The 12,463-nt window shown below is 48.5% G+C and carries 13 protein-coding genes and 1 pseudogene; 4 read left to right on the forward strand and 10 right to left on the reverse strand.

The features are described 5' to 3' along the window. From Q0986_RS12860 to Q0986_RS12870, 3 genes are all read left to right on the forward strand, one after another. Positions 1 to 1,591, forward strand: a 1,591-nt coding sequence (locus Q0986_RS12860; protein ID WP_299410834.1) for a transketolase C-terminal domain-containing protein, incomplete at its 5' end; no start/stop codon positions are given. 558 nt (positions 1,592 to 2,149) lie between these two features. Beyond that, positions 2,150 to 2,872 (forward strand): NAD(P)-binding oxidoreductase, encoded by a 723-nt coding sequence (locus Q0986_RS12865; RefSeq protein WP_299410836.1) that lies wholly within the window; start codon positions 2,150 to 2,152, stop codon positions 2,870 to 2,872. Positions 2,873 to 3,003: 131 nt separating this feature from the next. Beyond that, positions 3,004 to 3,336 (forward strand): hypothetical protein, encoded by a 333-nt coding sequence (locus tag Q0986_RS12870; RefSeq protein ID WP_299410839.1) that lies wholly within the window; start codon positions 3,004 to 3,006, stop codon positions 3,334 to 3,336. Between the two features lie 500 nt (positions 3,337 to 3,836). On the opposite strand, the gene Q0986_RS12875 is transcribed toward Q0986_RS12870, so the two are convergent. From Q0986_RS12875 to Q0986_RS12885, 3 genes are all read right to left on the reverse strand, one after another. Continuing rightward, positions 3,837 to 4,244: a type II toxin-antitoxin system VapC family toxin gene (locus Q0986_RS12875; RefSeq protein WP_299410842.1), complete on the reverse strand. Its 408-nt coding sequence runs from the start codon at positions 4,242 to 4,244 to the stop codon at positions 3,837 to 3,839. A gap of 2 nt (positions 4,245 to 4,246) precedes the next feature. Beyond that, a complete protein-coding gene (locus Q0986_RS12880) occupies positions 4,247 to 4,492 on the reverse strand; it encodes a hypothetical protein (protein WP_299410845.1) in 246 nt (81 codons plus the stop codon). Between the two features lie 157 nt (positions 4,493 to 4,649). After that, positions 4,650 to 5,312 carry a transglutaminase family protein gene (locus tag Q0986_RS12885; RefSeq protein WP_299410848.1) on the reverse strand — a complete coding sequence of 221 codons (663 nt, stop codon included), beginning with the start codon at positions 5,310 to 5,312 and terminating at the stop codon, positions 4,650 to 4,652. Positions 5,313 to 5,434: 122 nt separating this feature from the next. On the opposite strand from Q0986_RS12885, the gene Q0986_RS12890 reads away from it, so the two are divergent. Continuing rightward, positions 5,435 to 5,995 carry a GNAT family N-acetyltransferase gene (locus tag Q0986_RS12890; protein WP_299410852.1) on the forward strand — a complete coding sequence of 187 codons (561 nt, stop codon included), beginning with the start codon at positions 5,435 to 5,437 and terminating at the stop codon, positions 5,993 to 5,995. Here Q0986_RS12890 and Q0986_RS12895 read toward each other — a convergent pair. The 7 genes and pseudogenes from Q0986_RS12895 to Q0986_RS22985 all read right to left on the reverse strand — a co-directional run. Then, a complete protein-coding gene (locus tag Q0986_RS12895; RefSeq protein ID WP_299410853.1) occupies positions 5,955 to 6,566 on the reverse strand; it encodes a glutaredoxin in 612 nt (203 codons plus the stop codon). The two genes, Q0986_RS12890 and Q0986_RS12895, sit on opposite strands and share 41 nt — an antisense overlap. Positions 6,567 to 6,775: 209 nt before the next feature. Beyond that, the gene (chlG, locus tag Q0986_RS12900) at positions 6,776 to 7,831 is read right to left on the reverse strand and encodes a chlorophyll synthase ChlG (protein WP_299410856.1); all 1,056 of its coding nucleotides are present in this window, start codon (positions 7,829 to 7,831) and stop codon (positions 6,776 to 6,778) included. A gap of 91 nt (positions 7,832 to 7,922) precedes the next feature. After that, positions 7,923 to 8,393 (reverse strand): hypothetical protein, encoded by a 471-nt coding sequence (locus Q0986_RS12905; RefSeq protein ID WP_299410858.1) that lies wholly within the window; start codon positions 8,391 to 8,393, stop codon positions 7,923 to 7,925. Between the two features lie 218 nt (positions 8,394 to 8,611). Continuing rightward, positions 8,612 to 9,397 (reverse strand): class I SAM-dependent methyltransferase, encoded by a 786-nt coding sequence (locus tag Q0986_RS12910; protein ID WP_299410861.1) that lies wholly within the window; start codon positions 9,395 to 9,397, stop codon positions 8,612 to 8,614. A gap of 122 nt (positions 9,398 to 9,519) precedes the next feature. Further along, the gene (locus tag Q0986_RS12915) at positions 9,520 to 10,230 is read right to left on the reverse strand and encodes a GNAT family N-acetyltransferase (protein WP_299410864.1); all 711 of its coding nucleotides are present in this window, start codon (positions 10,228 to 10,230) and stop codon (positions 9,520 to 9,522) included. A gap of 131 nt (positions 10,231 to 10,361) precedes the next feature. Next, positions 10,362 to 11,723: an S-layer homology domain-containing protein gene (locus Q0986_RS12920; RefSeq protein WP_299410867.1), complete on the reverse strand. Its 1,362-nt coding sequence runs from the start codon at positions 11,721 to 11,723 to the stop codon at positions 10,362 to 10,364. A 322-nt stretch (positions 11,724 to 12,045) separates the two neighbouring features. Beyond that, positions 12,046 to 12,372, reverse strand: a pseudogene (locus tag Q0986_RS22985) (DUF4351 domain-containing protein); the annotation flags it as partial. Positions 12,373 to 12,463: the final 91 nt, after the last annotated feature.

Here is a 12,463-nt window from a genome sequence, read left to right on the forward strand (position 1 = left end):
AGGCGCTTTACCTGCCGAGCAGTTGATGAGTTATCGGGCCGCTAATTCCACCTTGCCTGGTCACCCTGAACTGGGTCTTACCCCTGGGGTGAAATTTAGCTCTGGCCGATTGGGACATATGTGGCCCTATGTGAATGGTGTTGCCCTCGCGAATCCTGGCAAAACAGCCTTCTGTCTAGGGTCTGATGGTTCCCAGCAAGAAGGAAATGATGCGGAAGCGGCTCGCTTAGCCGTTGCCCAGCAGATCAACGTCAAGCTGCTGATTGATGATAATGACATCACCATTGCCGGTAGCCCGTCTGACTATCTGCCTGGCTTTAGCGTCAAAAAGACCTTAGAAGGTCATGGCCTTAAGGTTTTAGAGGGTGATGGCGAAGATATTGATGGCCTCTACGCCCGCATTTGTGAAGCGATTAACACCCCCGGTCCCGTGGCCGTTATTAATAAGCGGGCCATGTGTGTGGGAATTGACGGTCTGGAGGGATCTAACCACGGCCATGACGTGATCTCTGTGGATGCCGCCCTTAAGTATCTAGAAGCTCGCGGTCATTCTGATGCGGTTTCTAACCTGAAGAGTGTGGTTAAGCCTAGCCAGGACTATACCTTCCTCGGGGCTTCTGAGAAGTACGACTCCAACCGGAACGTCTTTGGTGATGCAGTGGTGGAAGTCCTCAGCGGCATGAGCGAAGCCGACCGTAAGGCTAAGGTGCTGGTGGTTGATAGCGACCTAGAAGGCTCCTGTGGCCTCCATAAGATTCGGGCTGCCAACCCTGAAATCTTTATCAGTGGTGGGATTCAAGAGCGGGGTAACCTGTCTGCTGCGGCTGGTTTCGGCATGGCCGCAGGTAAGCAAGGCATCTTCGCTACCTTTAGTGCCTTTTTGGAGATGTGTATCTCTGAGATCACCATGGCTCGCTTGAATAAGTCCAACTTGCTTTGTCACTTCTCCCATGCGGGCATTGACGATATGGCCGATAACACCTGCCACTTCGGTATTAACAATATGTTTGCCGATAATGGTTTGGATGATGGCTATGAGACTCGGCTCTATTTCCCCGCCGATGCCAACCAAATGAAGGCCTGTGTCAAGTCCGTCTTTGACAATCCTGGTCTTCGGTTTATCTTCTCCACTCGGTCTAAGGTGCCCCTCCTGACAGATACCAATGGTGGTGAACTGTATGCCGGTAACTACACCTTTACCCCTGGCAAAGACGAAGTGGTGCGGGAAGGAACGGCAGGCTATATTGTCAGCTTTGGTGAAGCCCTTTATCGGTCTTTGGATGCGGTTGAGCGTCTGAAGAAGGAAGGCATTGATGTGGGTCTAATCAACAAGTCCACCCTCAATGTTGTCGACGAAGACATGATGAAGAAGATTGGCGCAGCGCCCTTTGTAGTGGTGGTTGAATCCTTCAACCGTCGGACTGGATTAGGTAGCCGTTTCGGGTCTTGGCTGCTAGAACGTGGGTTGTCTCCTAAGTTTGCTTACTTGGGCACCCATGAAGAAGGCTGTGGGGGTCTTTGGGAGCAATTCCCTCATCAGGGTATTGACCCCGTTGGCATTATGAAGACCGTCAAGTCTCTCGCTAGCTAAGCTCAATTCGATTCAATCTGTGAATATCTCCCTGACTGGTGTTAGGGAGATATTTTTTTACCCCAATCCATACCGCTTGGTGGACTCCAAGGAAAAGTGTACATTCCAGCATTAAATGACACTTTCTCGGAATTATTGCCAAAACCCTAAATTCTTAAGCAATACACCAGATAATGATTTCAGCAAAATATCGATTTTCCCTGTACTGAATATCTTGTCAAAATAAAAAGTCTTTTTCTCAGAATCGTTTTAGAAATTTCCTGCATTAATCGTCATTGCTTAGCTTGACTCAAATGACCAATCTACTTGTGTTGCAGATGAAATGATTGTTTATGGGAGGGATTCTTCAAGATTTTGATATAGAGAAGTGAAAACTGCCAACGTATCGCTTTTCTATCCAAATTAGGGGTATTTGACGACACTTGATATCTAATTTCTTTTTGGAAATTTTTATACGACTCTTGACGTCTAATATTTTGGATAGGGGAGTTATACGTCAATCTGTCATATAAACGTAGTGATGCGTCGCTTGAATCAATTTACTAATGCGAAGATAGTATGGAAATTCTTGTAGTTGGGGCCAGTGGAGCAACCGGCAGTTTACTTGTAAAACAATTATTAGAGAGCGGGGAATCGGTAAAGGCAGTTATCAGGCCAAATAGCAGCATTTCTGGCTCAATTATCAACCATGAAAACCTAACTGTAGTCCGTGCTAGTGTGCTTGATCTTAGGGATGACGAAATTGCTCAACTAACCGTCGGGTGCAAGGCAATTGCTTCGTGCCTAGGGCATAACTTGACCTTTAAGGGCATTTACGGGCACCCTCAACGACTTGTGACAGATTCCATTCGGCGATTGTGTAAGGCTGTGAGAGATAATCACCCCGACATGCCCGTTAAGGTTGTATTGATGAATACGACCGGAAATAGTAATCGTGATATTCCTGAACGAATTTCATTGGCTCAATCCTGTGTCATCTGGTTGTTAAGGCTGTTGTTACCGCCTCACGTTGATAATGAAAAAGCCGCTGATTTTCTGCGTACTGAAGTGGGCTCAACAGACCAGCAAATAGAATGGGCTGTGGTGCGCCCAGATACCTTGACGAATGAAAACGAGGTTACTGACTACGAGGCATACCCTTCGCCTATTCGAAGTGCCATATTTGACCCTGGTACTACTAGCAGAATTAACGTAGGTCACTTTATGGTAAGACTCATAACCGATAAAAACACCTGGTCTGAGTGGAAGGGAAAAATGCCAGTCATATACAACGCGGACTAAATGTTGGTTGATGGGGTGATCCAAGAAACGCATAACGATTGCATGCAGTCGGACACAGCAAAGTTGCGTTGCAGGTGCGAGACGTTATATTGCAAAGGAACTGAGGGGGGCCGCGATCCGCTTAATAATTGATGTCTTTTGCTCTGGAGAGTGATGATTGCAGGCATTGTGCAGATGAACATACGCCCCATCAAGATGAGGAAATTATGGCCGACAAGAACTACATCTGTGGAGACTGTGGTGGAGAAACGGAATGGATCAAGATCGTTGATGCCACGAAAATAGGAGGTGCAATCCTGAGTGAAATGGGTTCTGGCAGTCAACACCTTCAACTTCAATATGCCGCTGAAGATGCAGAGCGTTCGACTTGGCTTAAGCGTTTTCCGACGATCGGTCACCTCCGGGGGCGATTGTGTACCCAGTGTGGTCGAGTTTCGCTGTTTGCTGTACCGAAGGATGCCTAAGTGCCACAGACTTGAATGGATGCCACTATTCGTCAGTGATCTGAAAATCCTGGTGCAACAGGCTGAGAAATTTATCGGCAAATGGGAAAAAACTGTGCGTTCACAGGACAGTTAAATCCGCTTTATCATTGCACTCATACCAGACCATACTGCTTTGCAGATTCTAAGGGAATGTCTGGAAGGTTGCGGAGCATGTCATCCCAAATGGGGTGTGATGACCGTTGCCGAAGCCCAGGCTCTGCCTGTAGGCCGGTCAAAGACCATCGCAACTCCGATACCACCATAGGCAATGGCTCAGCCAGCACGGCTGGGAAGTCTGTCTCTTCCGTAAGCTAAAGGCTAACTGTTCTTGGGAGGGTGTAAATTGGGCATCTGAAGGGGTCCAAGGAATGCCATCTTCATCAACGAAGTTAGTTAGATCTTTAGCCCTATACCGCCACTCACAACTTGTATAACTTCTTCCATTTAGCAGCTTACCCAGCCTTTTGGAGGCTCTAATCTCATGCTCCAAGCTCCCAGTCTTCAATCTGTAGCTCATCAACCCGTTCAAACTCTCGCGTATTATGGGTTACCAAAATCAGATTATTAGCTAAAGAGATCGCAGCAATCTGTAAATCATAAGAGCCAATCGGAGTCCCTGCGTTTGCTAGCTTCGCCCGAATCTGTCCAGCTAACAAAGCCGATTCATCCTCAAACGGCAGTGAGACGAATCGTGATAAAAATGCCTGCTGTCGCTCTAACGTCCGCCGTGAGTTGTTACTCCGAAAAGCACCATAAAATAATTCAGCCTTAACCACAGAGCAGACTGCTATTTCTTTGGCAGACGTAGCTAACAGGCGATCTCGTACTGATGTAGAACGACCATTTAGATACACCACACAAACATTTGTATCCAGCAGGTAGCGCATCTCTACTCAAAAGCTCCCGCCAAATCTTCATCTAGCACAGATGAAATCCCCTCATTATCAATGTTGATAGGATCATCTGCGCAGATTCCATAGAGATTTTCTAAAGACAAGCCAACCGTTATCTCTGCTTGGACAGGCTGATAGATCACCATTGCCTCAATGTCTAGATCCGTAAGGCCAATCGGAATTTCAAGATGCAGAATGCCATCTTGGCCTACTCGCTGACGTATCTTAATGCTTTCCATCATGGTTGCTCTCTCCTAGTCAACATCCTCACATTTTTCCATCAAATCAAGGCGAATTTTGCTGCTGATATTTTTTCCTGATCAAACATTGTCAGGGATAATAACGGCTGGGAAAAGACTGTGAGTTTACAGGACAGCTAAACCTGCTTTATCATTTCACTCACACCAGACCATACCCCTTTGCAGATTTCAAGAGAATGTCTGGAAGATGGCGGAGCATCTCATCCCAAGTGGGGTGCGATCGCAACGCCGATACCACTATTGGCAATGGCTCAGCCAACACGACTGGAAAGTCTGCTTCTTCCGCAAACTGTAGGCGAAAGGCTAACTGTTCTTGGGGTGGTGTAAATTGAGCATTGACACCTGGTTTGTTGCCTCTAGCATCGACGCGATACCAACCGATATCCGGTAAGTAAATGGCATTAAACCCATGCAAGCTGTAGGGTGCGCCTTGGTCATCAATACTGAGTCGCTGGTAACAAAATCCTGCGGGGATGTGATTGGCTCGGAGGAGTGCGGCTAATAGATGACTTTTGGCAAAGCAGTAGCCTGTTTTGTGTTTTAGAACTTCAGAGGCACGGCAGGTGACAGGATTCATCTGATAGTCAGAACTATGGCGAATCTGATCGCGGACCCATTCGAAGGAGTGTTTGGCGAGGGTCTTTGACCGACCTACAGGCAGAGCCTGGGCTTCGCCAACGGCTATTGCAGTTGATGATTCATAGCCTGATGCCAATTGATGAGCCAGTGCAACAATATCAGGATGTTGCCAGTCAATAACCTCACTCGCTTTGAGATATTGTTCTAAATCGACAGCTACCATTCTCTAGCTCTCACTAAATTCTGATAAGTTCAATCTAACGCCACCATCAAAAAAGTATCGGTTCAGATGAGTGATACTCAAGTCTTCGATCATTGCAGAGTAGGCAATATGATGCTCATTGTATGGACGACATCCCAATCATAGAGGCAAGTATCAGTACGCGGGTGCTTACACCTGCTGATGCTGAAGCATATCGTTCAGTACGCCTATGTGCACTGCATGAACGGCCTCCTGCTTTCGGCTCACTCCCCGAAACAAAATCCAATCTCGCTGAAACTGCTGTTCGATTGGCCGAGAGTCAGGATTGTTGTTTTTGGGGTGCATTTCAAGGCCAGCAGCTTCTCGGTAGTATCCGACTGTCTCGCTATGAAGCGATGAATGAAAAACATCGTGCTTATCTAGCGGGACTCTATGTTTTGCCTGCTTTTCGATGTCGTGGTTGTGGCAGAGCGTTGGTCAAGCAAGCCTTACATCAGGCCGTCAGAACTCCAGACCTCAGGCGAGTCAACTTAACAGTTGTCACCCAACAAGTCATCGCTATCCAGCTCTATCAGTCCTTTGGCTTCCATATCTATGGGACCGAACAGGAAGCCTTTTTTAAGGGTGACCAATTCTACGATGAACACTTGATGACCTTGTCCCTCAATGCATATGGGATAGGGAAGAGAGAGCTTCCTGATTGACCAAGCCTTGATCACGCATAACCTGCTCCAGTCGATCAGCTCCCCCAATATATTGACCCCCTAGCCAAATTTGAGGAACCGTGATCGGGGTTTTAGGGCCTACGAGGGGCTTCACCCGTGCCAACATTTCGTAGAGTGCCCGAGGACTACGAACCACGTCATGGTAAGTGTACTGAATCCCTGCTTTATCCAAATATGCTTTGGCACGCTGACAGTGAGGACAGCTGGCTTTGCCGAATAAATGGCTTCTTTGGATCGGCGCTTTACTGGCGTAGGCTGCCGTTACTGCCTGTGTCAGTAATCCTCGATTGAGGGCGTGACCTTGGCTAATTACTTTGCCATCCACCATCACAATCGGAGCATGCCATCCACCCTTGAGTAGGGGCTTCCACCATTCTGTTAACCATTCGCGGATTTCTAGCTCTACCGGAATATCCCCTAGCTCATGGGCCACGGTGTCTAGGATGACATCTTTCGTCAGGGTGCATTCTCCACACGGAATTTTAACTTTGAAGGGACCCCATGCTCCTGCCCAGCGGTACAACGTGATCACGACTTTATGGCCTGACATAGTATTCTCTCGGTGTTAACTTCACAACTATGTCTACTATGGCGACTCCACCCAAAAATCCACTGAAGTCTAGATTAATGTTTGATGAGATCATCCGTTACCCAAACTCAGGTGAGGGTGACCTGAGTCGTCCACCCGATGTTGAGAGAGCGATATTGTCATTGACTAGAATCTAGAGTATTGCCCTCATTCGTGCTTTGCATCATACCTCACAAGCCTGAGTGGCCAATGGCCAACCCAGCCACCAGCGTACCTAGCACTAGAAAAGGCTGAGCACTGGCTTGATATTTGACATCATTTTTAACTGGATCGCGGAGGAAATACATATCCTGGAGCGTAATTTGAGGAACGACCAGCAGGAAAAGAATCACCGCATATAAATTCTCATGGATGCTGATCAAGAACAGAGCCATGCCAATCTGGAAGACATCAATCATCAGTACACAAATCCAGGCAGCTTTTTGAATCCCAAACACGACGGGTAGTGATTTCAGACCCAATTCGCGATCGCCTTCGACCGCTTTGAAATCATTGATAATGGCAATGCCCAATCCGGCCAAGCTATAGGCTAAGGTCACCGCCATTACCTTAGGGGTTAAGGTCCCAAATAGCGCTTGGCCAGCCCACCAGGGCAGCGCAATATAGCTGGCTCCTAAGGCAAAATTACCCAGCCAGCCATTTTGTTTGAGCTTAATGGGGGGTGCAGAGTAGATAAACGAGATAAAGGATCCGAAAATAGCCAGGGCGGTTAACGTGGGGAAGTCATGTCCAGCCCAGCGATCTAATCCATAGGCCACACCAATACCAGCGGCCAGCAAGACCAAAATTTGGGTCACTACTTGAGGGATAGAAATTGCCCCAGAGGGGATGGGACGATAAGGTTCATTAATGGCATCAATGTCGCGATCATAGAAGTCATTAATGGTTTGGGTATATCCCGTCAGTAGCGGTCCCGACATCACCATACAAACGGCGGACATCAACACATGCTCAAAGGTCCAGGTAAAGTGCCCTGAGGCCGCCGCTCCGCAAATCACACCCCATACCAACGGCACCCAGGTAATGGGTTTCATTAGTTGCAAGCGAATCTTCCAAATATTGGTGTCGCCCGTATCAGCCCCTTTCATCCCTAATAATTGTCGGGCTGTACTACCTTGTTCAGTCGCTTCAGCGGTCTCTACGGCTGATGGGTCGGCAGGGGAAGATTGTGCTGCTGCTTCTGTGTTATCAGAGGCGGGTACCTGGGATGGATCCGGATTAGCCATAGGTTTGGAGAAAAGATGGAGGACAGATTTGAGGTCAAGAAATACTGATCATGGTACCGCTAGATCGTAGATCTTCGCCCAAGTCTCCCCTTTATAGGAGCTGGCGGAGACGCCGAATATTGATGGCTCGGCTAGAAATTGTGGCGGCACGATCTGATATCACCACGTATATTCCGCCTGCAAACCATCCTGCTACACCAGACCGAAAATAGCTGAGATATGCGCCCTCTTCTTCAGGGTTAGTCTCATCATCTGTGATGTCTTCGTCCACTGCTTCGAGTTCAAAGCCGATGGTTGCCAGTGTTTGAGTTAAGCGCGTTTGAAATTTGCGGCGATTGTCAAACGTGATATCCATGGCCACATTGCGATTGACAATGGTGCCCAGAAGGCCAGCAACTAGGCCTGCTAGTGTACCGTACTGACGCAGTTCAGGAGAAGCAAAGGTGAAGGCTGCAGAACGAGAGCCCACAAACATGACAATGATGACAGTCATGCTGAAGTAGTACAAGAACGTCAGCCCAATACCGGGTCCGGTTAAGGGAGTCTTCTCGGGTTCAGTCATAGAGGGCAATTTGGCTTAACGAAATGGGACAGCCTGGCGTGCGGCTATAGGTACAAGCAAGAGCGTTGAGCTAGCACCATAATCGCATTTTTTAAGATCCATGCGAACGCTCAAATCCCTTCGACTGGTCAGCTGTCGTACGCAGGGAAGCTTGCAAGAGCATCCTGTTTTCGATCTTTATCCAGCTGTTGTGGAGCATTGGGATCAATCTTAAAGGCTCACTGGATCACGCAAAGGTAATACAGCCACATTTCAACGATGGAGGGTAACTCGCTAGGGTTGATTTCAGTGCCGTCTTGCCAAGAATAGACTTTGATATCTGTAAACCCCGAGGCCAGCTGCTCTAGTTGTGCTTGGGGGCGAATATGATAGGTTCGTAAACGGAAATTATGCGGTTCGTCGCGGATCATTGCATACACAGAGGAGTGGAGTTGCTTGAGAGAGCAGGAACGGTTAAATCCTCTCAGAAATGCCCACATAAATAGATCAATATAGGTGCGAATCGGATTGTAACTAAGATGAGATCGCCAATCAAATAACTGTTCCATTCCTTGGAGGTTATGGGTGGAAAAGCAAAAGTAGCCCCCTGGTTTACCTACACGCTGAATTTCTTGCAAAACTTGGATGCGATCGCAATGTTCAATATAGTCAATGCCGTTAAAGCTAAACAGAATAAAATCAAACGTGTTGTCAGCAAAGCAACTCATATCTCGGGCATCGCACACGGTAAACGCGTCGGGAGCCATAGCGTCTGCAAAGCGCTGTTGGCAGGCTTGGATCATGTTTGCCGAGTAGTCGATACCGATGTAGTTGGCCACCTGCTTGGCAAAGTGGAGAGTGGTGCGTCCTCCCCCTACGCCCATATCCAGCATGCTCATGGTGGGCAACTGAGGGTTGAGTTGGGCCAAAATGGCTGCTTCTGCTGCTTGTAATTCCTGGAGTTGAGCGTAGTACTGGACAATACCACGCGATTCATAGGTTTGCAGATTTTTGGCATTAACCATGGCCTGGCCTCACCCGAGGGTGACGGCAGACTAGTCTGCTCAAAAGGATTTGCACGTTCGCTGTGACTCCATCATGCCGGATTGAGTATCGATGGCTCTATGCCTTGAAGGTTAGGCCAGGACTAGAGAAATGGGACTTCTGCCGTCGCCGCTTCTGGAATCGATGCTGTTGAGGGGGCCATATAGCGCATAAAGTAGAGCTGAAATCCCCACAGACGGGGATGGGGACGGAACAATTGAAAACACCGCTGGGCCGTGGAGGGGAGTTGTTGCCAGGGTTGGATCGTAAACCCTTGTTGTTCATAGAACGGAACTACGCGCGGCTTACAGGCTAAATAAACCTCTTGCGAGGTCTGCTGAATAAGTGTTTGCACGATCCGGGAGCCCAAGCCTTGGTGGCGATATTGCGGTTTAACAAACACGTAGGCTAATTCGCAGTGGGTGGCATAGGCATTGAGGAGGGCACAGCCCACAATGTCTCCGTCCTGTTCAATCACCTGAAAGCGGGACCAGTTCAATAAAACCCCACAGAATCTCAACACCAAATGCCCCATCATCGTGCTGAATAAAAATAGTCCGAGTCCAGCCGTGACCACACTGGTAACCGTCAAAATAAATTGAACGTCTACCATCAGCGTGCGTTGCCGCCAGTAGAGTTGTAGCCACAACGCCAGTGCAATCAGTCCGATGCGGAAAAGAGCATAGCCAAACAGGCGGACATCGAGCTGAATCCCTTCATCCCATGTAAATTGCCAAATCATTTGCTGTAAAGCCCATTTATCCTGAGATTGGGCTGGTCTCAGCACATGGGTGGGAGAGGGATTGGTCTGCATGGGTCTTGAAGAATGGGGTATTCTATCCATTCATATCATTAATGGACAACGAAAATGGTGGGTCTTTATGTCCTGCAATAGGTAACGGGTGTTCCTCGTTCCATCCAATCGCAAAACGAGGAACACAGCCCTTAGCCTCGATTAAAGGGACGATCGAGCTGTAAGGTCAGATCGGTTTGTGGATCGATAACCACGACTTCTTGCATCGCCGGATCAATCACGCCCCCGATCGTAGCGCCTGAAGCCGCCCCCGCCAGAATTTTCTCAGCAGTGATAGTGCGATCGCCAATTACCGTCGATACCCCTGCTGCCGCAGCTGCGCCTAAAGCAGAATCTCTCGCCACCGATAACCAAGGACGGTTTCGATTGGTTTCAATGGCTGTCCCTACCGCTGCGCCCGTTAGGACTTTTTCAGGGGTGATGGTGCCATCACCGATTACACTAGAGAGTCCTGCTGCGGCACCTGCCCCTAAAACAGCATTGCGAGCCAGGGCTAACAAATTCGGATCGCGAGCACTAACTGTCCGGGTAATAATCTCAGAAGAAGCCTCTAGGGGATAGCGGTTGCCATCAATTGTGACTTCCTTGGCCACAAATTGAGTCCCGCCATTTTGCGGTTGGAGGCTGCCGGTGATGGTGCTGCCTTTGGGAATGACGATATTGCCCTGAGGATCTTGAATGTCCTGGGCGACTGTAACCGTCAGCGGTGCTGTCTCTTGGGGAGAGACAATCACTTTCTCCGCTACATCGTAGAAAACCGGAATGTCAGTTCTGGCTTGCAACCCCTCTATAGGAACGCCAGCGATGTACTGGTCAGAAATAAGAGAGGCTTGCTGTGGCGTTTTAAGGGCTTGGCAGAGAAAGGCGGCGACCTCCGCTCGCGTGGCCCGACTACCGGGATTTAAGGAGCGCACATTAGGATAATTCACGACGAGTCGATTTTGGGTGGCAGATGCGATCGCACCTCGTGCATAACTCGGTATCGCACTGACATCGGCATAGGTGTTGCCAAGGGTGGCATTCACGGACCCCGTGGGTGTGTAGCCTAAACCATTGTTGAGGGACACTAAAACCTGGGTTCGAGGAATTTGCTGGAAGGGACGAAACTCACCGCTGGGATAACCCGTCAGGAATCCTGTTTGAGAGGCAATTCCAATTGCATCGGCGGCCCAGAAGTTCGGCTGAACATCTGTAAAGGCACGGGCAGTGCGGCTTCGGGTGGCATTGGGGAACGCCTTGACGACCATCGTTGCATATTCTGCCCGAGTGACGGAGGCATTGGGACGAAATTCGCCATTGGGATAGCCGTTAATAATTCCGCTTTGTGCCAGGGATTGAAGACAGCTTTGCGCCCAGTGTCCTTGTATATCAGAAAAACGGGCTTGGGCCAAGGCCGTACGAAGTGTGAGAAAAGGGCTAATCAGAGCAGTGCCTAATCCCAAACTCACTAGCGCAATTGTTGAAGATTTCTGTAGATATGAGGGTGTCATCATCGCTATCACCAAAAAATGATTTGCAGTGATAAATGATGAATGACTGAATATTTTAGTTCCAAATAAATTAAATGAAACTTTTTTGGCTTAACAGAGTCCTATGCCTCAAAATATAGTACTTTAATCCTATCTCTGTCGATATTTGGAACTTTATTTTGTCTGATTAGTCCGCAGGAAGAGTGAGACTCCTGTGATGAGGTTCTGGGAAAAGGTATGCCCTGTTTAGACCATTGGCATGACAACCCAGTACAGTGTATGTTGCCTACGTCTATGGTCTTATCCAAGGTTCTGCAAGTGGGACAGTGTTGAATGTATCGGTCGTTTAAACCGTTTGATTTTTCTGTAACCAGTTCACAAGGTCAGCGGGTTTAGTAAAGTCGAGTAGCGCCTCACCCAGACCTTCAAGTTGGTTGAGGGTTAGGGCTTGGATGGACAATTTTACTTCTGGAGCTACCTCTCCGATGCGGTGAGCGAGTTGGCGGAGGATCAGGGTTTGTTCGCCTTCTTGGCGACCTTCCTGAAGACCTTCTTGACGACCGACTTCCCGACCTTACTGGAGAAGTTCTTCCTTCCACTCTTGATAGATAACTGATTGCTGCATGATCTCTTTCCGCAGAACCTGATTGATGAATTCCTTCTTCAATGTTAACCGTTAGGGTCGAGTGACAGGTCACCCTGTCACCCTCCCATTCAGAACGGTGCGTGAGACTTTCGAACTCACACCGCTCCTCAACAGTACG

Origin of the sequence: Acaryochloris sp. IP29b_bin.148, assembly GCF_028285565.1 — a bacterium.
Classification (GTDB): Bacteria; Cyanobacteriota; Cyanobacteriia; order Thermosynechococcales; family Thermosynechococcaceae; genus Acaryochloris.

Excerpts from the sequence above, each read along its gene's own strand:
- Q0986_RS12890 (WP_299410852.1), top strand. The coding sequence starts at position 5,435 with ATGGACGACATCCCAATCATAGAGGCAAGTATCAGTACGCGGGTGCTT.
- Q0986_RS12865 (WP_299410836.1), top strand. The coding sequence starts at position 2,150 with ATGGAAATTCTTGTAGTTGGGGCCAGTGGAGCAACCGGCAGTTTACTT.
- chlG (WP_299410856.1), bottom strand. The coding sequence starts at position 7,831 with ATGGCTAATCCGGATCCATCCCAGGTACCCGCCTCTGATAACACAGAA.
- Q0986_RS12915 (WP_299410864.1), bottom strand. The coding sequence starts at position 10,230 with ATGCAGACCAATCCCTCTCCCACCCATGTGCTGAGACCAGCCCAATCT.
- Q0986_RS12905 (WP_299410858.1), bottom strand. The coding sequence starts at position 8,393 with ATGACTGAACCCGAGAAGACTCCCTTAACCGGACCCGGTATTGGGCTG.
- Q0986_RS12880 (WP_299410845.1), bottom strand. The coding sequence starts at position 4,492 with ATGATGGAAAGCATTAAGATACGTCAGCGAGTAGGCCAAGATGGCATT.
- Q0986_RS12885 (WP_299410848.1), bottom strand. The coding sequence starts at position 5,312 with ATGGTAGCTGTCGATTTAGAACAATATCTCAAAGCGAGTGAGGTTATT.
- Q0986_RS12895 (WP_299410853.1), bottom strand. The coding sequence starts at position 6,566 with ATGTCAGGCCATAAAGTCGTGATCACGTTGTACCGCTGGGCAGGAGCA.
- Q0986_RS12920 (WP_299410867.1), bottom strand. The coding sequence starts at position 11,723 with ATGATGACACCCTCATATCTACAGAAATCTTCAACAATTGCGCTAGTG.
- Q0986_RS12875 (WP_299410842.1), bottom strand. The coding sequence starts at position 4,244 with ATGCGCTACCTGCTGGATACAAATGTTTGTGTGGTGTATCTAAATGGT.
- Q0986_RS12910 (WP_299410861.1), bottom strand. The coding sequence starts at position 9,397 with ATGGTTAATGCCAAAAATCTGCAAACCTATGAATCGCGTGGTATTGTC.
- Q0986_RS12870 (WP_299410839.1), top strand. The coding sequence starts at position 3,004 with ATGTCTTTTGCTCTGGAGAGTGATGATTGCAGGCATTGTGCAGATGAA.